Raw genomic sequence first — 24,876 nt, forward strand, 5'->3', positions numbered from 1 at the left:
CTTCCGCCCCTGGCGAGGCCTTCACAACAAACATCGGGCGGCCGATCGCCGGCCGGTTGCAGCGATGCATTCATGGACAAGATGATGACCGACGATACGGACGAGATAACGTTCACCGCTTTCGATCTGGATCTCATCGAAGGGGCGGCGGAGGATTCAGCCTCGAGCGACGACGAACTCGCCAAGCTGCCGCGGATTCTGCGATATGGGCTGCTCGCCTCGCGTGGCGTCAATTCGGTCTATCAGCGACTTGCAGCCGACATCGAGGAAAGCTGTCCCGGCTTGCCGTTGGCCGCCGCATGGCTGGACATGCCCAATGCCGACACCGGTAGCAGGCTCGCCGCGGAGCTCGACCACCGCTCCGTCGTCGAGGACAAGAGTGAGCTGCGGGGTCTTGCCGATTGCATCCGGCTGACCTCGCTGATGCTGCCCCGCGACAAGGCTCTCATCGAGGACCATCGACGTGTTGCAAGAGCCTTGCTCGCCGCGCTGCGCAAGCTCGACCACGACAGCCCTCTTCGTCTCGCCGCCGAAGCAGAGGCGGTGACCTATGGCTGGGCAGCCTTGCCGGTCTGTGCGAACGACGTCACCAGAACCTTCCAGACTCCGGCCGCGACCGCCGCGGCGGCTCTGGGCGCGCAGATGGCAAAGTATCGGATTGAGGACGTCACGGCGAAACTCATGGCACACGCCGCCAGGGAACGAGTGGAACGAACCAAGTCCGATCGCGCCGTGGCTCCCGAGAAGGGCGCGCGAGCCGACGACGCGCCGGCGCCGAACGGCCAGGTTGTGGTCGCCCAAATAGATTCGGCAGAGGTCTCGCGCCATAAGCTGAAGGACATCATGGCGCCGCTGAGTAAGGTCATCAATATCGCCTTGCCCCTCGTCGCCATGCCTCCTCTCTCCGAAGTACGTCGAGCACTGCTGGCCGAGTTTCCGTATGCGGCCCTCGTCGTCGACTTTGTCCTTGCCGATCTCGTCGGTCGGCCAACGGTGAGACTAAATCCATTGCTGTTGAGCGGCGAACCGGGGTCCGGGAAGACGCGGTTTGCGGAGCGCATGTTTCATCATCTCGGCGTATCCTGTTGGCGCACCGACGCAACGGCAGCCGACGGCTCGGCCTTCGGTGGCACCGACCGACGCTGGTCGACCGCTCAGGTCTGCCATCCCATGTTGGCGATCGCGCGTGCAGGCCACGGCAACCCCGGAATTCTCATCGACGAAATCGACAAGGCCGCGATTGGCCGCGACTATGGCCGGCTGTTCGATCGCCTGCTGGCGTTCCTGGAGTCGGAGACCGCGCGTCAATACCCTGATCCCGCATTGCAGACCACGCTGGACCTACGCCATGTTTCTTACGTCGCCACCGCCAATCACACCGACACGCTGCCGTCCCCGTTGCGCGACCGATTTCGGCAGATCGAATTTCCGAAGCCCGCCGCAGAGGACCTCGAGGCCTTGCTGCCTGCCGTGATCGCCGACATCTTGCGTGATCGTGGTCTCGACCGTCGCTGGATGATTCCGTTCACGACGGCGGAGAAGCAGGCTATTGCCCGCCACTGGCATGGCGGCTCGGTCCGCCGCTTGCGCCGGGTCGTGGAGGTCGTGATGCGCGAGCATGACGCTTGGGCCGCCCGCAACTGAGCGATGTTGTTCGATCGCGAGACGGTCCTGCCGATGCACATTATTTGTGGCGCAGGTTGCGCTCGCGTGCGTCTCGCGCCGACAGCGGCCCAGCATCGGTAGCGCCCGAGCGATCTTGGCTCCCGCACTGGACACGAGTGTTCTCGCCAGCCCAGCCCTGACTGCCCGGAAACTGCGCATCACCGGGTTGGTCTCGTCCAAAGATCGGGAGCTTAAGACCGTCAGCGATCCGGCTTGGGTTTCGGGCGGCGACGATGGGGGAGCTGCCTCGCGCGGTCGATGCTGCCGGTGCGGGGCTCTCGGGCGGCTTCGATCCTCACGTAGCCGACCAGTTTCCGGCCATGCTGCTGGTGGCCGTAGTGAGACTGGGTCTTGTCGGTACCGTGCCCCGCGGCAATAGCGACCTCCCTGCCCGCCCCGTAAGTTGCCTTCAGGTCGGCGACAACTTGGTTCCTTACGACGTAGGGCGTGATGGACACCGCGACATCGCGAAAAACACGCTCGCCAAGCCTGACAAGCGCTTTGCGGAAGGCGTCGGTTGAGGCGATCGTCACGACCTGGCACCCGCCTGCGCACAAATCGGCAAGGCACTGCGCTGGCCCTCCGATAATGGTCCAGTCCACGGTGATGGTGGTGCGGCCGGTGCCATATCGGCCACGGTGGCTCTTGGCCGGTGTATATTCGATCGAGAGCTCATTTTCTTTCATGGAAAGGCGAACGCCCAGCCGATGCACGTCGTTGCGCAGCCCTTCAGTCAATTCTTCGGGTCTGATCGCAGCGATCAGGCAAACCGCAAGCGCCGCTTGATATGGCCAGCCCTTGGAAACGCCATCCCACAGCTCTCTCGTCCAGTCGCCCCCTCTCTTGTGCAGGACTGCCAAGACGTTCTTCTTTCCGCCCTGGGCACCCTCAGATTCTTCCTTCTTTCCGCCCTGGTCACCCTCAGATTCTTCGCATTCTTCCGTCTGTTCAGCCTCAATCGGCTTCCAGCGGGAAGGCCCGTTCTCGAAGGGCAGAACGCCGGGCTCGCAAGGGGGGTCGAGCGCCAACGATTTCTCCACCGGGATCAACACCCGATGAAGCCGACGCGCATATTCCAGAGCGAGATCTGCATCGCCCCGCTCCGCGGCGTCGTAGCAGCCCCAGAAGAGGTTGATTAAAGTAATCCTTGCCGCAGTATGAAATGCAGCACGGGAAAAATAATAGGTGTGGCGGCTACTGCGCGGCCTCAACGGATCGAGATTGCCCGTTGCCAGCATGCGCTCGAACTCCCCGAGATAGGCATCGAGCGTATTCGGGCTGACTTCGCGCTTGGGAATGCGATCGCAACATGCCCGCGTACGCTCCAACAGTTTCCGGACGTTTACGTTCATTGCTGGACTAGCCTCCTTATTGTCGGACGCCGAGCGTCCAGAAAAGTGCTTGGTGTAGGATGGTCGTGATGCAGTTCGAGCCGTTGGCGACAGATCGCGTCCGACTACATGGAGGTCGGGTCTCGCGTATGCGGGTCCGAGGCTCGCGCGGGAGCAGGGCTATCCGAAAATAGTCCCGGAAACCTGGCGCGGAACGATCGGCGCCTCGGTCGCGCCGCCGAGCAATCCACATTTCTTTCCGAGTTCGCCGATCGCCGAAGAGTTGGCCCCCGCCAGAAAACCGACGAACGACGCGAGCTGAGCGGAAGACAGAGCGGTGACCAGCATGACCGCGAGCCGATCCAGCTCTTCCGGAGAAACGCCGGCGCGGCGGCTACGGCTAGAGCTACCCTTCGTCTCGTTGATGCGCTCCACGACGATTGCGAAGGTCGGGATATCTCCCGCGGCGATCTCTGCCAAGATAGCCTCGACCAACTCGGGGGCAACGCCCTTGGCGCCGAGCTTATAAGCAATACTGGAGGGTACTTTCGAAACGGCCTCGGGCCCGTAGCAGTCAGACAGCCTCGCCACGTTCATGTAGTTCTGCAGCGTGCGAAGGCTTTCGGTGTAAGCTTCTTTGCAGTAGGTGAGAAACTCACCCTTCTGCAGCTTGGATTTCACCTCGATGAGTGCTTTGCCGGCATCGATGCCACAGTCGATCGAGGATCGGATAGACGCTCGAATTTGCATCGTCAGACGCCGAACTTCCTCGCGATGCTCGGCCGGGATCTTCGTGTAGTCGTAAGTATCGACGTCCCTCATGCGGTCCTCTCAGGCTGAAACCCAGTGGACCCCCCGTAGGACTGCCGCCCTACCCCGCGAGTAGATTAGATCCCTTCGGAATTCCGTCAAGGCAATTTGATCAACTCAAATAAAAAATCTTAAAAAGCGAAATTGTTTCGCTTTCGGAAACATATAAAGACCAAAAGCACTACTTTAGTGCTTTGCTATCAGCTACTCGTCGGCACCAAGCCAATCATCATGACGAGAGCTTTTAACGAGATTGGTCCGTTAATCTCTATCCACTGATGCATCTATCAGGATTAGAGATGTGTCGTGCGCCCAACAGACCAATGGCAACTTGTTTGGCACGAGGACCGAGTGCACACACGTGCTTCGCGTGGCTCCATAGAGCACAGGCTGCCTGCCGTGCCCGAAAATACCGACGCATCGAAAATTTCGCTCTCGTCGCGCGAATTGGATGCCGGGGCAAAAAACGAAACTGTTTCGCTTTCTCGATCGGGATGCTTTTGAGCGGGAGTTCGCTACCTGCCCTTCCAGTTCGGGGCGCGCTTGTTGAGGAAAGCGTCCATGCCCTCGCGGAAATCCTCGCTCATATAGGCTTTCAGGATCAGGTCCTCGCCCTCTTCGCGCGACAGCGTGCGGCGGATGCGACGCACCGCCTCCTTGGTTGCTTCCAGCGTCAGCGGCGCATGGCTGGCGACGAGCTTTGCGGTCTCGTCGGCACGGCGCTGCAGCGTCTCGACGTCGGGCACGACCTCGTTGAGCAGGCCGAGGGCCAGCGCCTCCTGCGCCTCGACGAGGCGCGCCTTGAAGATCAGATCCTTGGTGCGGGCAGGCCCGACCAGCGCGACGACGCGGCTGATGTTGGACATCGACAGGCAGTTGCCGAGCGTGCGCGCGATCGGAAAGCCCATCCGCGTCGTCTCGGTGCCGATGCGGAGATCGCAGCAGGCCGCGATGCCGGCACCGCCGCCGGTGCAGGCCCCGGCGATGGCCGCGATCACCGGCACGCGGCACTGCTCCAGCGTGCCGAGCACGCGGTCGATGCGGGCCTCGTAGTCGAGCGCGTCCTGCGCGGTCTTGAAGGCGCGAAATTGCAAGATGTCGGTGCCGGAGGCGAACGCCTTGTCGCCGGCGCCGGTCAGGATCAGTGCCTTGATCGAACGGTCGGCGTTGATCTCCTGGCAGATCTCCGCCATGCGGTCATACATGGCGAAAGTCATGGCGTTGCGCGCTTGCGGGCGGTTGAAGGTGATCCGCGCGATGCCGTCCTGGACGGAGTAGAGCAGGTCTTCGTTGGCAGTCGGTGCGTTCATCGCGCGCTCACTTTCGTTACTTCAGTTCGTTCGCCCTTAAGCGCCCGGATCCCTAAGCGACTTGGGCCTTGGTGATCGGCACCACGTCGCGTCCCTTCAGGACGTCCATGGCCGCCAGCACGCCGCCGCTCCGATGCGGGATCTTTGCAAGATCGAGACCCATCTCGACACCAGCGAGGGTGCCCATCAGCATCAGATCGTTGAAATGGCCGATATGGCCGATGCGGAACACCTTGCCCTTGACCTTGTTCAGGCCGGTGCCGAGCGACATGTCGAAATTTTCCAGCACCACCTTGCGGAAGGCGTCGGCGTCGTGACCCTCGGGCACGCGCACGCCGGTCAGCGCCGGCGAATGCGCGGCCGGATCGGCGCATTGCGTCTCCAGGCCCCAGACCTTGACGGCGGCGCGAGTCGCTGCACTGTGGCGCTTGTGTCGGGCCCAGACATTCTCCAGCCCCTCCTCCTCGAGCATCTTCACGGCTTCGCGCAGGCCGTAGAGCAGATTGGTCGCGGGCGTGTAGGGGAAGGTGCCGAGCTTGTTGAAGCTGATGACCTCCTGCCAGTCCCAATAGGAGCGCATGCCCGGATTGGCCTTGGCAACGGCGAGCGCCTTTTCCGAGATGGCGTTGAAGCCAAGCCCCGGCGGCAGCATCAGGCCCTTCTGGGAGCCCGCGACCGAGACGTCGATGCCCCAGGCATCGTGCTCATATTCCATCGAGCCGAGGCCGGAGATGGTGTCGACCATCAGCAGCGCCGGATGTTTTGTGCGGTCGAGTATCTTGCGCACCTCCAGCGGCGGCGTCACGCAGCCGGTCGAGGTCTCGTTGTGGACGACGCAGACCGCCTTGATGGCGTGCTGCTTGTCCGCGGCAAGGCGCTTCTCGATCTCGGCGAGGTCGGCGCCATGGCGCCAGTCGCTCGGGATGAAGTCGACGTCGAGCTTGAACTTGTCGGCGATGCCGCGCCAGAGCACGGCGAACTGGCCGGTCTCGCACATCAAGACCTTGTCGCCGGGCGCGAACACATTGACCATCGCCGCTTCCCACGCACCGGTGCCGGACGAGGGGAAGATGATCACGGGCTGCTTGGTGCGGAACACCCGCTGCATCGCAGCGAGGACGGCAAAACCGAGCTCGGCGAACTCCGGACCGCGATGGTCCAGCGTCGGCATGTCCATCGCCCGCAGCACCCGATCGGGCACGTTGGTCGGTCCTGGAATCTGTAAGAAATGCCTTCCAGTATGCACGGTCATCGGCGTCCTTCCCGGTCTAGCCTTGGTTTGGTGGGCGCCGAATAGCACCATTTGACCGGCTTGTCCCCTCCTCCAAAAGAGGACGTCCGTGGATCGTGGGCCGGCCCGTCTGCCATCCGCTCCCACCGCGACCACCCTTACGTGCCGGCGATCTTCAGATGCGGCGAGGCGTTGCCTTGGGGACGCTGCTCCAAGAGCTTCATCGCGGCATCGACACCGCCGGAGCGATGTGGCACGCCGGCGACCGACAGACCCATCTCGACGCCGGTGAGCGCGCCGAGCAACGTCAGCGCGTTGCATTCGCCGAGATGCCCGATGCGGAAGACTTTTCCGGCGACCTTCGAAAGCCCAGAGCCGAGCGACATGTTGTAATTGTCGAGCACCACTTTCCGGAACTGGTCGGCATCATGGCCGGGCGGCATCAGCACCGCGGTCAGCACCGGCGAGAATTCCGAGGGCTCCTGGCAGAGCACTTCGAGCCCCCAATGATGGACGGCGGCGCGCGTCGCGGCGGCAAGCCGCTGATGCCTGGCGAATACGTTGTCGAGCCCCTCCTCGAGCAGCATCGCGATCGCCTCGCGCAGGCCGTAGAGCAGATTGGTCGCCGGCGTATAGGGGAAGAAGCCTTTTGCGTTCGGCTTGAGCATCTCCTCCCAGTCGAAATAGGAGCGCGGCATCCTGTTGGTCTTGGACGCGGCCAGCGCCTTCTCCGAGATCGCGTTGAAGCCGAGGCCGGGCGGCAGCATAAAACCCTTCTGCGAGCAGCTGACGCTGACGTCGACCTTCCACTCGTCGTGGCGATAGTCGACCGAGCCGAGCGAGGAGATGGTGTCGACCATCAGCAGTGCGGGATGGCCCGTGCGGTCGATTGCGGCGCGGATCTCGGCGATGCGGCTGGTCGCGCCGGTCGAGGTTTCGTTGTGCACGACCATGACGGCCTTGATCGCGTGCGCGGTATCCCCAGCGAGCTTCGCCTCGATCACCGCCGGATCGGCGCCGCGGCGCCAGTCGCCCGGGATGAAATCGACCTCGATGCCGAAACGGCCGGCCATCTGCCGCCACATCGTGGCGAAATGGCCGGTCTCGACCATCAGCACTTTGTCGCCCGGCGACAGGGTGTTGACGATGGCGGCCTCCCAGGCGCCGGTCCCCGACGAGGGGAAGATCACCACGGGTCCCTTGGTCTGGAAGATCTTCTGGCTGCCTTCGAGCACGGTGCGGCCAAGCTCGCCGAACTCCGCGCTGCGATGATCAATGACAGGCATGTCCATGGCGCGCAGGATGCGCTCGGGGACCGGGCTCGGGCCGGGAATCTGCAGGAAATGGCGTCCCTGATGCATGAAGACCTCCTCGTCGGCGGTAATGGACCGGCTTCTTCCATCATTTTGCATTCATTTTTTGTCTCTTCAATCGAAATTTGGTATTCGATTGTGGACGTCGACGCGACCAAACGGGCAAACTACTGTGCTGCAAATGAAATCCACGATTCCCGACACCGGAGTTCCGATCACCCCGCCCGACGCGAATGGCCGCGACCGCCAGGAGGCGTCGCTTCACGGCGAGATCCTGCTGCGGCTGCGCGACTATGTGGTCGAGGGCAACATCCCCGCGGGCGGGCGCGTTCCCGAGCGGCAGCTCTGCGAGATGCTCGGCATCTCCCGCACGCCCTTGCGCGAGGCCTTGAAGGTACTCGCCGCCGAGGGGCTGATCGAGCTGCTACCCAACCGCGGCGCGCGGGTGCGCCAACTCAGCCGGCGCGACCTGGAGGAGCTGTTCGATGTCATGGCGGGACTGGAAAGCCTGGCCGGGCGCCTCGCCTGCGAGACCATCACCGATGCCGAGATCACCGCGATCGAGCAGCTGCATTACGAAATGTACGGCCACTACCTGCACCGCGACATGCACGGCTATTTCCAGGCCAACCAGCGCATTCACGAAAGCATCGTCGCGGCCGCCCGTAACGAGACGCTGAAGACCGCCTACGCCAATTTTGCCGGCCGCATTCGCCGCGTCCGCTACTCCGCCAATTTCGCCCGGAAGCGGCAGCGTTGGGCGGAGGCGATGCGCGAGCACGAGGCCATCCTCGATGCACTGCGCCGCCGCGCCGGCAGCGAGCTCAGCGACATCTTGTTCCAGCACCTGCGCAACAAGCGGATGGCGGCGATCGAGCACCTGACCGAGCCCCAAGAGGGCGCACAGGCATCGCCCTAAGACCCGATCAGCTTGCTCATTTTGAATTCATAATGTAACCGGCAAACGCAAGAGTGAATAATCCGCTGGGCGGAACGCCCCTGTGGATCACCTCGGGATCAGGGATGACCAACGCCTCCTCGCTCGAACGACGCCTGCGCGCGGAAATGACCGGCGACGTCCTGTTCGACCGCTTCAGCCGCGGCCGCTACGCCACCGACGCCTCGTTCTACCAGATCATGCCGGCCGGCGTGGTGGTGCCCCGGACCATGGACGAGGCCTTGCTGTCGCTGGCGATTGCCCGCGACGAGGGGGTGAAGGTGACCCCGCGCGGCGGCGGCACCTCGCAATGCGGCCAGACGGTCAATGACGGTTTGGTCGTCGATCTCTCCAAGCACCTGAACCGGATCCTGTCGCTCGATGTCGAGGGCCGAACCTGCGTCGTCGAGCCCGGCATCGTGCTCGACGACCTCAACCGTCAGCTCAAAACGCACGGCCTGTGGTTTCCCGTGGACGTTTCCACGGCCTCGCGCGCCACCATCGGCGGCATGGCCGGCAACAATTCCTGCGGCGGCCGCAGCTTGCGCTACGGCACCATGCGCGACAACACCCTCTCGATGGAGGCATCGCTCGCTGATGGCACGCTGAGCCGCTTCGGCGAGGTGTCGCGCGATCTCTCCGACGTTGATGCGCCCGACAGCACCCGCGCCCTATTCCGCGACATGCTCGATCTCGGCACACGCGAGGCCGAAGAGATCGCGGCGCGCTTCCCGAAAGTGCAGCGCCGGGTCGGCGGGTACAATCTCGATGCGCTGGTGCCCCGCAATGCGCCGAACAACATGGCGCATCTCTTGGTCGGCTCGGAAGGTACCCTCGCCTTCACCACCAAGGTCGAGCTGAAGCTGTGGCCCGTGATCCGCAACAAGGCGCTCGGCGTCTGTCACTTCGGCAGTTTTTACGAGGCGATGGATGCGGCCCAGCACCTCGTCAAGCTCAAGCCGATCGCGGTCGAGCTGGTCGACCGCACCATGATCGCACTCGGCCGCGACATCGCGATGTTTCGTCCGATCATCTCCGCGGCGATCAAGGGCGATCCGGACGCGGTATTGGTGGTCGAGTTCGCGGAAGAGGACCAGGCGGACAATCTCTTGCGCCTCAAGCAGCTCACCGAAATGATGGGCGATCTCGGCTTCGGCTGGAACAAGGACACGCGCAAATGGGGCGGCGTGGTCGAGATCACCGAGCCGGCGCTGCAGAGCGGCATTGCCGATTTCCGCGCCGCCGGCCTCAACGTCATGATGTCGATGAAGCAGGAGGGCAAGCCGGTCTCCTTCGTCGAGGACTGCGCCGTGCCGCTGCCGCATCTCGCCGATTATACCGCACGGCTGAACGAAGTGTTTGCCAGGCACGGCACCAGCGGCACGATGTATGCACACGCCTCCGAGGGCTGCCTGCATGTGCGTCCGGTGCTGAATTTGAAGCTGGAGAAGGACGTCAAGGCGATGCGGGCCATCGCCGAAGAGGCCTTCGCGCTGGTGCGCGAGTACAAAGGCTCGCATTCGGGCGAGCATGGCGACGGCTTGGTGCGCTCCGAATTCCACGAGACCATGTTCGGCGAGCGTCTCGTTGCCGACTTCAGGGAGGTGAAGCGGCGCTTCGATCCCAAGGGCGTCCTCAACCCCGGCAAGATCGTCGATGCGCCCAAGATGGACGACCGCTCGCTGTTCCGCTTCAAGCCCGACTATCGCGTCGGCGAGCTGAAGACGAAGCTCGACTGGTCGGCCTATCCCGGCGCCGGCGGCGGCTTCCAGGGCGCGGTCGAGATGTGCAACAACAACGGCGCCTGCCGCAAGCTGGAGGGCGGCGTGATGTGTCCCTCCTACCGCGCGACGCGCAACGAAAAGGACGTCACGCGAGGACGTGCAAACACGCTGCGTCTCGCGATCTCCGGCCAGCTTGGCCCCGATGCGCTCGCGTCCGACGAGATGATGGAGACTTTAAAACTGTGCGTCTCCTGCAAGGCCTGTCGCCACGAATGCCCCACCGGCGTCGACATCGCCAAGATGAAGATCGAGGTGCTCGCGGCGCGGGCCGCCAGCCACGGCCTGACGCTGCGCGACCGCCTGGTCGGCTACCTCCCGCGCTATGCCAGCCTTGCTTCGCGCTTCGCGCCGCTGGCGAATTTGCGCAACCGCAGCCCGCTGCTGCGAAAGCTGTTTGAGCGCTTTGCCGACATCAGCGCGCGCCGGGCGCTACCCGCGTTCCGTAGCGACGTGTTCGTGCCGCCGGCCGAAAGCGTCGGGCCGGAAAGCGGCCGCGAGGTCGTGCTGTTCGCCGACACCTTTAATCGCATCTATGAGCGCGAGAACCTGGACGCCGCGCTGCGCGTGCTCACGGCTGGCGGCTATCGCATTCACATGCCGAAGCCTGCAAACGGCAACCGCCCTTTGTGCTGCGGTCGCACGTTCCTCTCGGCAGGTCTCGTCGACGAAGCCAAAGCCGAGCTCGACCGGCTGGTGTCGGTCTTCGCGCCCTTCGCCGCGCGCGGCGTGCCGATCGTGGGCCTGGAGCCGAGCTGCCTCCTGACGCTGCGCGACGAGCTCGCATCGCTGCGCAAGGACAACGACGCCAAGGCCGTCGGCGCCCACGCGCTGACCTTCGAGGAGTTCCTGGTGCGCGAGGCCGAGGCCGGACGGCTGCAATTGCCGCTCGGGACCGTCGCGGACAAGGCCGTGGTGCACGGCCATTGCCACCAGAAATCCTTCGGCGCGTTCAAGCCGGTCGAGCAGGTGCTGCGGCTCGTCCCCGGCCTTGAGGTCGAGACCATCGAATCGAGCTGTTGCGGCATGGCCGGCGCCTTCGGCTACGGCGCAGACACCTACGATGCCTCGATCGAGATGGCCGAGCTGTCGCTGCTGCCGGCCGTCCGACGTGCGGATCAGAATACGCTGGTCGTCGCCGACGGCACCTCCTGCCGCCATCAGATCCGCGACGGCACGCAGCGCGAGGCCCTTCACGTCGCGCGCGTGCTGGCGATGAGCCTCGATCGCGCCGAAACCGATTCCACTTCTCCAGCTGCAAAGGAAACCAGCCATGGCTGACCTCACGCTCGACACCGCCCGCAAGATCCTCGACGCCGCTTTCGCAAAATCCGCCGAGCTGAAGCTCAAGCCGCTGGTCGTCACCATTCTCGACGCGCGCGGCGTGCTCAAGCTCGCCGCCGCGCAGGACGGCACCAGCCTGATGCGCGCCGAGATCGCCCACGGCAAGGCCTATGGCGCGCTCGCCATGGGCATGGGCTCGCGGGCGCTATTCCAGCGCGCGCAGGAGCAGGCCTATTTCATCGACGCCGTGAACACGATTGCGAAGGGCGCACTGGTGCCTGTTCCCGGCGGCGTGCTCATCATGGACGGCACGACGCTGATTGGCGCGGTCGGCGTCTCCGGCGACACCTCCGACAATGACGAGGCCTGCGCGGTGGCGGGCATCCAGGCGGCGGGGTTGAAGGCGAACGCGGGGTAGCGGTCTGCATCCAGGCTACAAGGTCGTTCGCTGCCCGCAGCGGAAAGGTCTCTGGATTTGCTTCGCTCCGCTCGCCATGACGAGCTGGTGGCACGCTCTCACTACACTTTCGTTGTCATCGCCCGGTCTGATGTTCAGCCCGGGGACATGACCGACGGGTGTTCGGGGACATAGCCGACACATCATAGTGCAGGGATTTGGCAGTAAAGGGAGGCCAAGTCCATGCCCTGGCGAGAGGTGTCGGTGATGGTTCAGCGGCGGGAGTTCGTGCGGCTTGCGATGCAGGAGGGAGCGAACCGGCGGGAGCTCTGCCGGCGGTTCAATATCCATCCCGACACGGGCTACAAATGGCTTGCACGATGGCAAGCGGATCACCGTCTGCCGCCTTCGCTAAAGCTTCGGCGCCCCTGGACCTTCACCCCGGCGAAGCCTTGGCGCAGCCGGGTCGCGGGCATGACAGTCACGGTGTACGTGCGTGCGTCGTTCCTTCGCGCCCCATCCTCACCTCCCCGTCCAGACCGGCTTGCGCTTCTCGCTGAACGCCTTCAGCCCCTCCTTCGCATCCTCGGTCATTGCCAGCAGCGCGATCTGGCTTTCGGTGTAGGCGATGCTCTCATCGAACGACATCGCGGCGATGGCGCGCATGGCGTATTTGCCGCGGCGGATCGCGGTCGGGGATTTGTCGACGATGCGGCTGATCAGCCAGTCGACCTTGGCGTCGAGCTCGGCGGCGGGCACGACGTAGTTGAGCAGGCCCGCAGCTTGCGCGGCCTTCGCATCGAACGGCTCGCCGGTCAGCGCCCATTCGTTGACGAGACGAGGCGGCGCGCTCCTCTGCAACAGGCTCAGCACCTGCATCGGAAACACGCCGACCTTCACCTCGGGCAGACCGAAGATGACGTGATCGGCGGCAACCGCCATGTCGGTCATGCAGAGCAGGCCCATGCCGCCGGCCATGCAGACGCCACTGAGGCGCGCGATCGCCGGCTTGGTCGCGTTCTGGGACAGGCGCAGCAGGTCGGCATAGTCGACATTCGGCTTGGAATGATCCATCGCGAACGCCGCGCCGGAGTTCTGCAGATCCGCGCCCGCGCAGAACGCCTTGTCTCCCGCGCCCGTCAGCACAATGACGCGGACGTCCTTGTCCTCATGCGCGTCGCGATAGCCGCGTGTGATGCCGGCGATGACATCGCCGTTCAGCGCGTTGCGTTTCTCCGGCCGGTTGATGGTGATCCAGAGCGCCTGCCCGCGCTTTTCGATGATGACGGCAGTGGTGTCGGTCATGGCACGCTCGCTTCATTGGCTCCGTTTTACCGCCATTTGCGGCAGCTCGGGCGAGAGGTGCAAGCGCAAACTGCGGGGCCGCGCCGCTTTAGCGCCTCGACACAAATTGCGCGGCGATCCCCATGCGCACTCAGGCGACCGCTTTCCTGATCCAGACCTTGTTGTCGTGGAACGCGGCCCCGCCGATCGGAGCGATCGTGTCCGCGCCCGTCAGCATGTTGATGCCGCGGCCGCCGATATGGCCCTTGTTCGGGTGAACGGATTCGGCAATCAGCACGCCGCGCCGCACGCCCTCGAACACGGTTGCGACCAGTGTGGTCTCGCCGCGGCTGTTGCCGAGCGTCACCGCATCGCCATCGGCGATGCCGAGCGTGGCTGCATCCAGGGGATGGATCATCACGCTGGCCCTGCCCTCGCGCGCCTGCGACGACGGCGTCTCGTTGAAAGTCGTGTTGAGGAAGCTGCGCGAGGGGCTGGTCGCGAGGCGGAACGGGTGGTCCTGGTCGGTATGCTCGATCACGGCCCAATGGTCCGGCAGCGAGGGCATCTTGTCGAAATCGCCCATCGTCCGGCCGAACGGCGGGTGCGCCCAATCCGCCCTGAAGTGGAATTTCCCGTCGGCGTGGGCGAAGCCGTCGAGATAATGCGAGGTGCGGAAGTCCGGCTGCAGGTCGCGCCAGATGTCGGCTTCGAGGCCGGCGATGTCGCCGTGATTGCTCAGCTTCAGCGTCGCGTCGATCAGTTCACGCGGCGTCATCTCGAAGCCCGGATGCTTGGCGCCGAGCCGCGGCGCCAGCGCCTGCAGCAGCTCGTGGTTGGAGCGGCATTCGCCGGGCGGATCGATCAGCTTCGGCCCGACCGAGATGTGCTGGTGACCGCCGCCGTAATAGAGATCGTCATGCTCCATGAACATGGTCGCCGGCAGTACGATGTCGGCCATCTCGGCGGTCTCGGTCATGAACTGCTCGTGCACCGCGACGAACAGATCCTCGCGCGCAAAGCCCTGCCGCACCAGCGACTGCTCCGGCGCCACCGTCATCGGGTTGGTGTTCTGGATCAGCAGCGCCTTGACCGGGCCCTTGCCCTGCAGAGCTTCGGCATCGCCGGTAAGGATGCGGCCGATCTGCGACTGGTCGAGCGCGCGCGTCGACTTGTCGATGGCGTCGTGGCCTTCGATGATGGATTCGTTGAAATGCCACAGCGCGTAATTGTTGAAGAAGGCGCCGCCGCCTTCATATTGCCAGGCGCCCGTCACCGCGGGAATGCAGAGCGCCGCATGCATCTGCGTCGCGCCGTTGCGCGAGCGGGTGAAGCCGTAGCCGAGGCGGAGGAAGGTCCGCTTGGTCTCGCCGACCGCCTTGGCAAAGGCCTCGATCTCCGCGACGGGCACGCCGCAGATGGCGGACGCCCATTCCGGCGTGCGCGTCTTCAGATGCGCCTCGAGCTCGGCAGGGCAGTCCGTGTATTTATCCATGTAGGCGCGGTCGGCATAGCCCTCGCGGAACAGGACATGCATCACGCCGCAGGCGAAGGCGCCGTCGGTGCCAGGGCGCAGGATGATCTTGATGTCGGCCTGCTTCATGGTCTCGTTGTCGTAGATGTCGACCGCCGCGATCTTGGCGCCGCGCTCCTTGCGGGCACGGGAGGCGTGCGTCATCACGTTGACCTGGGTGTTGACGGGGTTGGTGCCCCAGATCACGACGAGGTCGGACAGCGCCATCTCGCGGGGGTCGACGCCGGCGATCTTGCCGGTGCCGATCGCAAAGCCGATGCGCGCGACGTTGGAGCAGATCGTCTGATAGAAGCGCGAATACTTCTTGACGTGCGTCAGACGGTTGAGCCCGTCGCGCATCACGAGGCCCATCGTGCCGGCGTAGTAGTAGGGCCAGACCGATTCCGCCCCGAACTCGCGCTCGGCCTGATTGAAGCGCTGCGCGATCTCGTCGAGCGCCTCGTCCCACGAGATGCGCGCGAACTGACCGGAGCCTTTCGGCCCAATGCGGCGCATCGGGAATGTCAGCCGCTCGGGGTGATGGATGCGCTCGGCATAGCGGGCGACCTTGGCGCAGACGACGCCGGCCGTATAGGTCTGTTTTTTCGAACCTCGGACGCGGCCGATGCTGCGGCCCTCGACCACCTCGACATCGAGGGCACAGGCCGAGGGGCAGTCGTGCGGACAGGTCGAATGGCGGATCTCGATCTTGGCGTGCTGGTTCATGTCCAGTTCGTAACACCAAATTACCAGCCGGCCGAGCGCATTTATCCGGCAAGGCCCATGCGATTTGCTCAAACCGCGCATGCTGCAGGTTCCTGCTGCGGCCGCGAAATGCGGACCGCCACACCGACATCCGCCCGGTATTCCCGGCCCAATCACTGCCGTGAGGCGTCGACAGTCCGCATTCCCTGCCGCTACAGTACCGGCCAACAAGAACGATATCAGGGAGGTGGGCATGACAGCCCGAAGCTTCATGCTGGCGCTGGCGGCCGGCCTGCTCGCAGCATTCTCCGCATCCCCCTCCTCCGGGCAGGATTATCCCAACCGCGCAGTCCGGATCGTGGTGCCCTTTGGCGCCGGCGGGCCGGCGGACGTCGCGGCCCGGCTGATCGGCAACGTGCTCCAGGAGAGCTTTGGCCAGCCCTTCGTGATCGAGAACCGCACCGGGGCAGGTGGCGTCATCGGCACGGTGGAAGCTGCGAAATCGCCGGCCGACGGCTACACGTTGCTGATGATGTCCAACACGCAGACCGCGAATGAATCGCTGCTGACGCCGGACAAGCGCAAATACGAGCTGATGCGCGACCTCGCGCCGATCGCGCCGGTGAACTATTCCGATCTCGTCATCGTGGTGAACCCGCAGGTCCCGGCGAAGACGTTGCCAGAGTTCATCGCGCTCGCCAAGGCGCAGCCGGGCAAGCTGAACTACGCCTCTTCCGGCCAGGGCACGCCCTATCACATGGCCGGCGAGCTGTTCAAAGCGATGGCGGGCATCCATATCGTCCACGTGCCCTATCGCAACAGCGGCGAGGCGCGCAGCGGCGTGATCGGCGGACAGGTGCAGATGATGATCGACGCGGTGCCGGCAATGGCCCCGAATGTCGCCGAAAACCAGGTCCGCGCGCTCGCCACCACGGGCAAGCAGCGTTCCGCGGTGCTGCCGAACGTGCCGACCGCGATCGAAGCCGGGGTGCCTGGTTACGAGGCCACGATCTGGCTCGGCCTGATGGCGCCCGCGGGCACACCCAAGGCCGTCATCGACAAGCTCAATGCGGCGGTGAACGCAATGGTGAAGCGGCCCGACATCGTCAAGCTCTGGACCGAACAGGGCGCCATGCCCATGTCGATGACGCCGCAGGAATTCGACAAATTCCTGCGCGGCGACATTGAAAAATGGGCCGATGTAGTCAAGAAGTTCGACAGGTCCTGAGGCCGCACTGCTCATGCCCTCTCTTCAATTCCGCCTCAATGGCGCAGCGATCGCCGTGGACGTCGATCCGGACCAGACGCTGCTCGACGTGCTGCGCAGCCGGCTCGGCGTCACCGGTCCGCATTTCGGCTGCGGAGCCGGTGAGTGCGGCGCTTGTCATGTTATGGTCGACGACCGCGCGATGACCTCCTGCGACATGCCGATGTGGTCGGTCGAGAACAAGGACGTCGTCACGGTGGAAGGCCTCGGCACAATGCAGCAGCCGCATCCGCTGCAACGCGCCTTCATCGCCGAGCAGGCGATGCAATGCGGCTATTGCGTCTCGGGAATCCTGATCAGCGCAGCCGCGCTGCTGAAACGGAATCCGTCGCCGACGGAGGCCGAGGTGAGAGAGGCGCTCGACCGCAATCTGTGCCGCTGCGGATCGCATAATCGCATGGTCCGTGCCGTGCTGCGCGCAGCCTCTGAGATGGCCGAGCCATGACCTCCCCTGCCCCGAAACTGCCGGTCAGTCTCGTGGCCAATCCCAGGCTGTCATCTTGGGTGCAGTTCACCGATGGCGGCCGCGTGGCAATCTCGCCCGGCAAGGTCGAGATCGGCCAGGGCATTGTCACGGCGCTGGCCCAGATCGCGGCGGACGAGCTCGACGTCGATCTCGGCCGCATTGACATGATCCGCGCCTCGACGGCGATGAGCCCGAACGAAGGTGTCACCTCGGGCAGCCTGTCAATCCAGCAATCCGGCCGTGCGCTGCGCCATGCCTGCGCCGAGGTGCGGCAACGTTTCCTCGCGGCCGCATCGGAACGTCTCGGTGTCGATGCAGCGTTGCTCGATATCGATGACGGCACGATCTCGGGTCCCGGCAATGTCAGGACCAGCTACTGGGAGCTCGCTGGCGAGGTCTCGCTCGACCGCGACGCCACCGCGGGCGCGCCAGCGAAGAGCGCTGCGGGGCGCGCCCTCGCCGGACATTCGGTCCCGCGGGTCGACATTCCCGACAAGGTGTTCGCACGACCACGATTCATCCACGATTGCCCGCTGCCTGGCCTGCTCCACGGGCGCGTGCTGCGGCCGGATGTCTCGCGCGCCAAATTGATTGCTCTCGACAAAGTCGCGACGGGTGCGGTCCCCGGCCTCGTCACGGTCGTCCGCGACGGCAGCTTTGCAGGCGTGGTTGCCGACAGCGAGGCCGCGGCGGAAGCCGCTCTGAAGATCTTGCGCAAGGGCGCGACATGGTCGACCGGCGAACCGCTGCCCGATGAAGACGATCTCGCGGGCTTCCTGAAAAGCCAGCCGGTCCAGACCACCGTCATCGACGCCAGGATGGCGACCTCTCCGAAGCAAGCCATGCGGACCTTGCGCCGGCAATACACCCGCCCCTACATCGCGCATGCCTCGATCGCGCCCTCCTGCGCCATGGCGCGATGGGAGGGTGATCGGGTCCACGTCTGGACGCACAGCCAGGGCATCTATCTGCTGCGCGCTGATCTCGCGATCGTGCTCAAGCTGCCCGCAGAAAGCATCATCGTCGAGCACATGGAGGGCGCCGGCTGCTACGGTCACAACGCGGCCGACGACGTCGCGCTCGATGCCGTGCTGCTGGCGAAAGCGGCCAGCAGCCGTCCGGTGCGGGTACAGTGGTCGCGCCATGACGAGATGAGCCATGCGCCGTTTGGTGCGGCGATGGCCATCGAGATCGAGGCTGACCTCGATGCGGACAATGAGATCGTCGGCTGGCGCCATGCGATCTGGAGCAACGGCCATGCGGCGCGGCCCGGACGCGCGGCGCAACCGGCGTTGCTCGCGGCTAGCGAGATCGAGAACCCTTATCCGCGCATGATCTCTTCCAATCCACCGGCTGCGAATGGCGGCGGCGGTGATCGCAACTCCGTACCTCTCTATGATGATTTTCCAGCCTGGACGATCACGAGCCACCGGCTGCTGACGATGCCCGTGCGCACCTCCGCGCTGCGGACCCTCGGCGCGCAAGGCAATGTATTCGCCATCGAGTCCCTGATCGACGAGATCGCGGCCCTGCGGGGCGAGGACCCGATCGCATTCCGCTTGCGCCACCTGCGCGACGAACGGGCGAAGGACGTGATCCGCGTCGCAGCGCGACGCGCGCAGTGGAAGCCGCAGAAGCGATCCGGCATCGGCTACGGCGTCGGCTTTGCCCGCTACAAGAACACGGGGGCCTATTGCGCCGCGATTGCGGAGATTGAAGGCGCGGAGGACATCCGCGTGAAGCGGCTGACGCTTGCGGTCGATGTCGGCGAGGCCATCAATCCCGATGGCGTCATCAATCAGATCGAGGGCGGCGCCATCCAGGCCACGAGCTGGGTGCTGAAGGAGCGCGTCCGCTTCGACCGGACGCGCATCACCTCGGCCTCCTGGACCGACTATCCGATCCTGAGGTTCAGCGAGGTGCCGGCGGTGGATGTCGAGATCATCCAACGGCCCGAGATCGAGCCGGTCGGCGCCGGTGAAGCCGCGCACGGCCCGGTGACGGCAGCGATCGCCAATGCGGTCTACGATTGCCTCGGCGTACGCGTGCGCGACCTGCCGATTACGCGCGACCGGATCATTGCAGCTGCGGAGCTTGCATCGTGACCACCGTGAATATTTTGAGCGGGGGTGCCGCGCAAGGCCTGGTGCGCGGCCTCACTGAGACCTTCAAGGCGCAGACCGGCCTCAGTATCGACGGCGAGTTCGGCGCAGTCGGCATCATGGCCGACAAGCTGCGCGCCGGTACGGCGGCCGATCTCGTGATCCTGACGCAGGCGCTCCTCGCAAAACTGGCCGAGGAGACGCTCGTCATTCCCTCCTCGATCGCGAATGTCGGCCGGGTCGAGACCGCACTCGCGGTCCGCAGCCGCGATCCCCGGGTGGAGGTGAAGACCGAAGCCGATTTGCGCGAGATGCTGCGTTCCGCCGACGCCATCTACGTCCCGGACACGAAGGCGTCCACGGCGGGACAGCACATCGCAAAGCTGATGGATCAGCTCGGCATCGCCTATGAGGTTGCTTCGCGCCTGAAGATATTTCCGAACGGCGCGACGGCGATGCGCGAGCTTGCGGCCTCCACTGCGCAAAGGCCGATCGGCTGTACTCAGGCCACCGAGATTATTGCCACCGACGGCATCGCATTGTCGGGATCACTGCCGCCGGGCTGCGAACTCGTGACGATGTACACGGCCGGCGTCACCGCGCGGGCCGCACATCCAAAGGAGGCCGCTGCGCTGGTGGCATTATTGACCGGCGCAGACCGGAGGGAACTGCGCCGGCGCGTGGGATTTGCCGACTAAACGGCCGGCCTATTTGTGCAGCTGGGTGAGCCCGGTCGGCGGACCGTCGACCGCGGTCCAGCCGCCGTCAACGAACAGCGTGCTGCCGCTGACATAGCTCGCGGCGTCCGAGGCCAGATAGGCCACGGCAGTCGCGACTTCGTCGGCGCTGCTCCAGCGATTGAACACGGTGTGGCCGGCGTAGAGATTGTAAATGTCGGGCCGCTGCTTGAATGGGCCGGTCAGCGCGGTCTCGGCGATGCTGGGCGCGATCGCGTTGACGCGCACGCCGGCATGGCCGACCTCGGAGGCAAAGCCCTTCACCAAGAGGCCTATCGCTGCCTTGGTCGAGCCGTAGACGCCGAGGCCGGGCTCGATGGTGACCGCGCGCACCGAGGAGCAGGCGATGATGCTGCCGCCGTTCTGCTCCACCATGATGCGGCCGAAAGCCTGGAAGAACCACACCGTGCCCTTGACGTTGAGATTGAGGACGCGATCGAGATCCTCCTCGGTGTAGTCGAGGATGGTCTTGCGGATGTTGAGCCCCGGCGTCGTCACGGCAATGTCGAGCCGCGGAAACTTCTGCATGACGGTTTTGGCTAGCGCATTGACATCAGCAGCGCTTGCGGCGTCGCAACTAGCTGCCTCCGCCCAGCCGCCCCTGTCGCGAATGCCGGCGGCAGTTGCCTCCGCCGCATCAAACGCGCGATCGGCGCAGACGACGCGGGCGCCGAGATCCGCAAGCGCCTCGGCCGATGACTTGCCGATGCCGGAAGCCGCGCCAAGCACGACCGCGGTCTTGCCGGTGAGATCGAAGAGCTTGCGATAGTCCGTCACTGATAGCTTCTCCCTGGTGCTGCTAACCCTTGTAGCCCATCAAAAGACGCGGCAGCCACAGCGAGAATGCAGGAACGTAGGTCACGAACATCAGCGCTGCGATCAGCGCTGCATAGAACGGCAGGATGGTCCGCATCACCGCCCCCACCGAGATGCCGCCAATGGCGCAGCCCACGAATTGCGTCGTTCCGACCGGCGGAGTGTTGAGCCCGAGGGCGCAGTTGATCAGCATCAGCATGCCGAACTGCACCGGATCCATGCCCGCCTTCATCGCGATCGGCAGGAAGATCGGGGTGCAGATCAGGATGGTCGCCGCCATGTCCATGAACGTGCCGAGCACGAACAGGATGATGTTGATGAGCAGGAAGATCATCCAGGGTTGCGTCGACACCTTGCTCATCAAATCGCCGGCGAAGTCGGCCACCTCATAGAGCCCCATCAGGTACTGGAACATGGTGGAGACGCCGATCAGGAGCAGCACCACACCCGTCGTCTTCACCGCCTTGGCCGCGGCCCGCAGGAAGTTCTGCAAAGTCATGGTGCGGTAGATCAAGAAGGTCAGCAGGATCGTGTAGGTGACCGCAACGGCGGCGGATTCGGTGGCCGTGAAGACGCCGGACAGGATGCCGGCGAGGATGATGCCGACGATCAGCAGGCCCGGCAGCGCGGCCGCGAACGAACGGAAAACCTCGGCCCAGCCCGGGAACTTGCCGGCGGGATAGCCGCGCTTCACCGCGACCGCATAGGCGGCGACCAGCATGCACACCATCAGCACCAGCGCCGGCAAAAGGCCCGCGGCGATCAGGGCGCCGATCGAGACCTTGCCGCCGGCGGCCAGCGCATAGATGATCATGTTGTGGCTGGTCGGCATCAAGGCTCCGACCAGCGAGGCGTGGGTGGTGACGTTGACGGCGTAGTCGGTGTCGAACCCTTCCTTCTTCATCATCGGGATCATCACCGCACCCATTGCCGACACGTCGGCTACGGGCGAGCCCGAGACGCCGCCGAACAGCGTGCAGGCAACCACGTTCGACATGCCGAGGCCACCGCGGATGTGCCCGACGAGGTTCTTGGCGAGCTTCACGATCTTGTCGGCGACGCCGCCATGCAGCATCAGCTCGCCGCTGAAGACGAAGAACGGAATGGCGAGGAACGAGAAGATGTTCATCCCCGACATCATCTGCTGGAAGATGACGGCGACCGGCAGGCCTTCGTAGAGGATGGTGCAGATCGCCGACAGGCCGATCGCGAAGGCGACGGGGACGCCGAGGACGAGAAAGCCGAAGAAGGTGGCGCCGAGGATGATCAGTTCCATGAGGGGACGACCTCTTCGCCGCGCAGGAGCGCAATGATGTGCTCAATTGAAAACGAAACGATCAGGATGCCGGAGGCGATCAGCGGCACGTAGCGGATCACCTCGGGCAGGCCGAGATTGGGGATCTTCACGGTGCCGACCGATGCCCCGAGGATCCAGCCGTTATAGGCCATCGCAATCCCGAACACGGCCACCAGGACGTGGATCACGATCTCGATCTTCTCTCGCACATGATGCGGAAGCATGACCAGCAGACTGTCCATGCCGATGTGTCCGGCATCGCGCACGCCGACGGCGGCGCCGATCAGCGTGACATACAGAATGAGGACCAGGGCAAGATTCTCGGTCCAGGTCGGGCTGGAATTGAGCACGTAGCGTCCGAACACCTGGTAGAAGACGATGGTGACGATGACGACCAGTCCGGCCACCGACAGATACATGCCCACGCGCGCGATGGGTGCATTGATCCGCGAGAGCAGGCCGGAGGACGGCCGTCCCGTGACCGCCTCCTGCTCGTGATCTGCGACGTGTGGGTCTGTCATCCCGCGCCTCTCTCGCGAGGGTCCGGTGTCACCTTGCAGCGACGCCGGACCCGATCCGCCGTGCTTCTACTTCGTGTCCTGGATGCGCTTGACGAGGCTCTGCAGCTTCTCGTCGCCGGCGAACTTCTGATACACAGGCTTCATCGCATCGACGAACTCCTGCTTGTTGGCGATGGTCACGACCTGAACGCCGGCTGCCTCGACGGTCTTGCGGGAGGCCTGCTCACGCTCGTCCCAGAGCTTGCGCATGACGGGGACCGATTCCTTGGCTGCCTTGCGGATCATGGCCTGATCGTCCTTGCCCAGTGTGTCCCAGACCTTCTTCGACATGACCAGGACTTCGGGCGCGAGCGAGTGCTCGGTGACGTTGTAGAACTTAGCGGCCTCGAAGTGACGCGAGGATTCGTAGGACGGCCAGTTGTTCTCGGCAGCGTCCACGAGGCCGGTCTTGAGCGCGGTATAGACCTCGCCATACGGCATCGGAGTCGGATTGGCCCCGAGGCTCTGGATCATGCCGACCCACAGGTCGGACTGCTGCACGCGGATCTTCAGGCCTTTGAGGTCGGCGAGCGACTTGACCGGTGCCTTGACGGTGTAGACCGAGCGCGCGCCGCTGTCGTAATAGGCAAGGCCGACCAGGCCCGCAGGCTCCATCGCGGCCAGGATCTCATCGCCGATCGGACCGTCGAGGACGGTGCGCATGTGCTGCGTATCCCGGAAGACGAAAGGCAGGCAGAGGGCGATGGTTTCGGGCACGAAGTTGTTGAGCGGCGATGAGTTGATGCGCATCATGTCGAGCGCGCCGATCTTGAGCTGCTCGATCGTGTCCTTCTCTGAGCCCAGGGCCCCATTGGGAAACACCTTCACGCCGAGCTTGCCGCCGCTCGCGGCTGCGAGCTGCTTGCCCATGAACTTGACGGCCTCGACGGTCGGATAGTCGGCAGGGTGCACGTCGGCGGAGCGGAAATCGCGTGCGGTCGCCAGGGACGCTGAAACCGCCAGTGCAACGGCTGTGATGATACCGGTTAGCGTCTTCATCTGGGCTTTCCTCCTGGGTTGATTGGATTGATTATATCGTTGTCGGGGCGGCTGCTGGCCGCCTTGGGTCGCTCCACTTCAGGTGTGAAGTCAAGCACCAAGTCGTCCCTAGGGCGGCCGGCATTCTCTGTCCAAGCCAAATCCGGCATCGATCAATGCAAGAGTTGCATCGATCGATCTGGGGCAAGTCATGGAGAGCACGGGCCTGGTTGGCGTCGCCCGCACGTGAATTGACGCTACCAAGATGGCCCCTCAAGATGTCGGAAACTTCCGGATCTACTTGAGGGAATGCCCATGCCGCGGAAGCTGATCGATATCTCGGTGCCGCTCACAAACGACGTGACCGCCGATCCGCCCGGCAATCACCCGACGATTCAGTATATCGATCACCAGCAGGGCCTGCCGCGCATGCTGCAGTTCTTCGACGGCCTCAAGGCGGAAGACCTTCCGGACGGCCAGGGCTGGGCGGTCGAGCAGGTCTCGCTCTCCACCCACAACGGCACTCATCTCGATGCGCCCTGGCACTTCCATCCGACCATGAACCGCGGCGAGCGGTCGTGGACCATCGACGAGGTGCCGCTGGAATGGTGCTTTCAGCCCGGCGTGAAGCTCGACTTTCGGCATCTGCCCGACGGCTACGTGGCGAGTGCCGAGGATGTCGAGAAGGAGCTGAAGCGCATCGGACACCGGCTGTCGCCGCTGGAGATCGTCGTCGTCAACACCAGCGCCGGCGCAAAATTCGGCAAGGCCGACTACGTCAATTCCGGCTGCGGCATGGGCTATGAAGCCACCATGTACCTGCTCGAACGCGGCGTGCGGCTGACCGGCACCGACGGCTGGAGCTGGGATGCGCCGTTCGTCTACACCGCCAAGAAGTATGCCGAAACAAAAGATGCCGGCCTGATCTGGGAGGGCCATAAGGCGGGACGGCATATCGGCTATTGCCATCTCGAGAAGCTGCACAATCTCGACCTGCTGCCTTCGACAGGATTCACGATCTCGTGCTTCCCGGTGAAGATCGAGCGCGCCTCCGCAGGCTGGACCCGCGCGGTCGCCATCATCGACAACTAG

General features: G+C 64.3%; 20 protein-coding genes and 1 pseudogene. 10 read left to right on the forward strand and 11 right to left on the reverse strand.

Features of this window, described 5'->3' with window-relative positions; genetic code table 11:
* Positions 1-72 precede the first annotated feature (72 nt).
* Positions 73-1,644 carry an AAA family ATPase gene (locus tag P6U28_RS20785; RefSeq protein ID WP_407119746.1) on the forward strand — a complete coding sequence of 524 codons (1,572 nt, stop codon included), beginning with the start codon at positions 73-75 and terminating at the stop codon, positions 1,642-1,644.
* Positions 1,645-1,865: 221 nt separating this feature from the next.
* Here P6U28_RS20785 and P6U28_RS20790 read toward each other — a convergent pair whose 3' ends face one another.
* From P6U28_RS20790 to P6U28_RS20810, 5 genes are all read right to left on the reverse strand, one after another.
* Positions 1,866-3,017 (reverse strand): hypothetical protein, encoded by a 1,152-nt coding sequence (locus P6U28_RS20790; RefSeq protein WP_122402285.1) that lies wholly within the window; start codon positions 3,015-3,017, stop codon positions 1,866-1,868.
* Positions 3,018-3,176: 159 nt separating this feature from the next.
* The gene (locus P6U28_RS20795; RefSeq protein WP_129144149.1) at positions 3,177-3,818 is read right to left on the reverse strand and encodes a hypothetical protein; all 642 of its coding nucleotides are present in this window, start codon (positions 3,816-3,818) and stop codon (positions 3,177-3,179) included.
* A gap of 503 nt (positions 3,819-4,321) precedes the next feature.
* Positions 4,322-5,116, reverse strand: coding sequence for an enoyl-CoA hydratase/isomerase family protein (locus P6U28_RS20800; RefSeq protein ID WP_407119747.1), 795 nt, complete (start codon positions 5,114-5,116; stop codon positions 4,322-4,324).
* Between the two features lie 52 nt (positions 5,117-5,168).
* Entirely contained in the window at positions 5,169-6,368 is a 1,200-nt protein-coding gene (locus tag P6U28_RS20805; protein ID WP_407119748.1) for a pyridoxal-phosphate-dependent aminotransferase family protein, read from the reverse strand.
* A gap of 137 nt (positions 6,369-6,505) precedes the next feature.
* Complete coding sequence (locus P6U28_RS20810; RefSeq protein ID WP_407119749.1) at positions 6,506-7,708, reverse strand: pyridoxal-phosphate-dependent aminotransferase family protein; 1,203 nt, start codon at positions 7,706-7,708, stop codon at positions 6,506-6,508.
* A gap of 133 nt (positions 7,709-7,841) precedes the next feature.
* Between P6U28_RS20810 and P6U28_RS20815 the strand changes: the two genes are divergently transcribed.
* From P6U28_RS20815 to P6U28_RS20830, 4 genes and pseudogenes are all read left to right on the forward strand, one after another.
* Positions 7,842-8,579 carry a GntR family transcriptional regulator gene (locus P6U28_RS20815; RefSeq protein ID WP_407123088.1) on the forward strand — a complete coding sequence of 246 codons (738 nt, stop codon included), beginning with the start codon at positions 7,842-7,844 and terminating at the stop codon, positions 8,577-8,579.
* A 104-nt stretch (positions 8,580-8,683) separates the two neighbouring features.
* The gene (locus P6U28_RS20820; protein WP_407119750.1) at positions 8,684-11,659 is read left to right on the forward strand and encodes an FAD-binding and (Fe-S)-binding domain-containing protein; all 2,976 of its coding nucleotides are present in this window, start codon (positions 8,684-8,686) and stop codon (positions 11,657-11,659) included.
* On the forward strand, positions 11,652-12,080 hold the full coding sequence (locus tag P6U28_RS20825) for a GlcG/HbpS family heme-binding protein (RefSeq protein ID WP_407119751.1): 429 nt from the start codon (positions 11,652-11,654) through the stop codon (positions 12,078-12,080). The genes P6U28_RS20820 and P6U28_RS20825 overlap by 8 nt, the downstream gene beginning before the upstream one ends.
* Before the next feature lie 222 nt (positions 12,081-12,302).
* Positions 12,303-12,458, forward strand: a pseudogene (locus tag P6U28_RS20830) (helix-turn-helix domain-containing protein); the annotation flags it as partial.
* A gap of 123 nt (positions 12,459-12,581) precedes the next feature.
* Here the strand turns inward: P6U28_RS20830 and P6U28_RS20835 are convergent.
* Positions 12,582-13,364 (reverse strand): enoyl-CoA hydratase/isomerase family protein, encoded by a 783-nt coding sequence (locus P6U28_RS20835; RefSeq protein WP_407119752.1) that lies wholly within the window; start codon positions 13,362-13,364, stop codon positions 12,582-12,584.
* Between the two features lie 130 nt (positions 13,365-13,494).
* Positions 13,495-15,582 (reverse strand): molybdopterin oxidoreductase family protein, encoded by a 2,088-nt coding sequence (locus P6U28_RS20840; RefSeq protein WP_407119753.1) that lies wholly within the window; start codon positions 15,580-15,582, stop codon positions 13,495-13,497.
* 232 nt (positions 15,583-15,814) lie between these two features.
* Between P6U28_RS20840 and P6U28_RS20845 the strand changes: the two genes are divergently transcribed.
* Genes P6U28_RS20845 through P6U28_RS20860 form a run of 4 tightly spaced genes read left to right on the forward strand, consistent with a single transcriptional unit; the run spans position 15,815 to position 20,094 of the window.
* The gene (locus P6U28_RS20845) at positions 15,815-16,789 is read left to right on the forward strand and encodes a tripartite tricarboxylate transporter substrate binding protein (RefSeq protein ID WP_164936985.1); all 975 of its coding nucleotides are present in this window, start codon (positions 15,815-15,817) and stop codon (positions 16,787-16,789) included.
* A 13-nt stretch (positions 16,790-16,802) separates the two neighbouring features.
* Positions 16,803-17,273 (forward strand): (2Fe-2S)-binding protein, encoded by a 471-nt coding sequence (locus P6U28_RS20850; RefSeq protein WP_129144156.1) that lies wholly within the window; start codon positions 16,803-16,805, stop codon positions 17,271-17,273.
* Entirely contained in the window at positions 17,270-19,399 is a 2,130-nt protein-coding gene (locus P6U28_RS20855) for a molybdopterin cofactor-binding domain-containing protein (protein ID WP_407119754.1), read from the forward strand. The genes P6U28_RS20850 and P6U28_RS20855 overlap by 4 nt, the downstream gene beginning before the upstream one ends.
* Positions 19,396-20,094, forward strand: coding sequence for a molybdate ABC transporter substrate-binding protein (locus tag P6U28_RS20860; RefSeq protein ID WP_407119755.1), 699 nt, complete (start codon positions 19,396-19,398; stop codon positions 20,092-20,094). The genes P6U28_RS20855 and P6U28_RS20860 overlap by 4 nt, the downstream gene beginning before the upstream one ends.
* Before the next feature lie 9 nt (positions 20,095-20,103).
* Here P6U28_RS20860 and P6U28_RS20865 read toward each other — a convergent pair whose 3' ends face one another.
* From P6U28_RS20865 to P6U28_RS20880, 4 genes are all read right to left on the reverse strand, one after another.
* Positions 20,104-20,910 (reverse strand): SDR family NAD(P)-dependent oxidoreductase, encoded by an 807-nt coding sequence (locus P6U28_RS20865; RefSeq protein ID WP_407119756.1) that lies wholly within the window; start codon positions 20,908-20,910, stop codon positions 20,104-20,106.
* Between the two features lie 22 nt (positions 20,911-20,932).
* On the reverse strand, positions 20,933-22,225 hold the full coding sequence (locus P6U28_RS20870; RefSeq protein WP_122402270.1) for a TRAP transporter large permease: 1,293 nt from the start codon (positions 22,223-22,225) through the stop codon (positions 20,933-20,935).
* Entirely contained in the window at positions 22,216-22,767 is a 552-nt protein-coding gene (locus P6U28_RS20875) for a TRAP transporter small permease (RefSeq protein ID WP_407119757.1), read from the reverse strand. The genes P6U28_RS20870 and P6U28_RS20875 overlap by 10 nt, the downstream gene beginning before the upstream one ends.
* Positions 22,768-22,833: 66 nt before the next feature.
* Positions 22,834-23,805: a TRAP transporter substrate-binding protein gene (locus P6U28_RS20880; protein WP_407119758.1), complete on the reverse strand. Its 972-nt coding sequence runs from the start codon at positions 23,803-23,805 to the stop codon at positions 22,834-22,836.
* A 294-nt stretch (positions 23,806-24,099) separates the two neighbouring features.
* Between P6U28_RS20880 and P6U28_RS20885 the strand changes: the two genes are divergently transcribed.
* Positions 24,100-24,876 (forward strand): cyclase family protein, encoded by a 777-nt coding sequence (locus P6U28_RS20885; RefSeq protein ID WP_122406551.1) that lies wholly within the window; start codon positions 24,100-24,102, stop codon positions 24,874-24,876.

The organism is Bradyrhizobium sp. STM 3561 (assembly GCF_045571455.1).
In the GTDB taxonomy this organism is placed as follows: domain Bacteria; phylum Pseudomonadota; class Alphaproteobacteria; order Rhizobiales; family Xanthobacteraceae; genus Bradyrhizobium; species Bradyrhizobium vignae.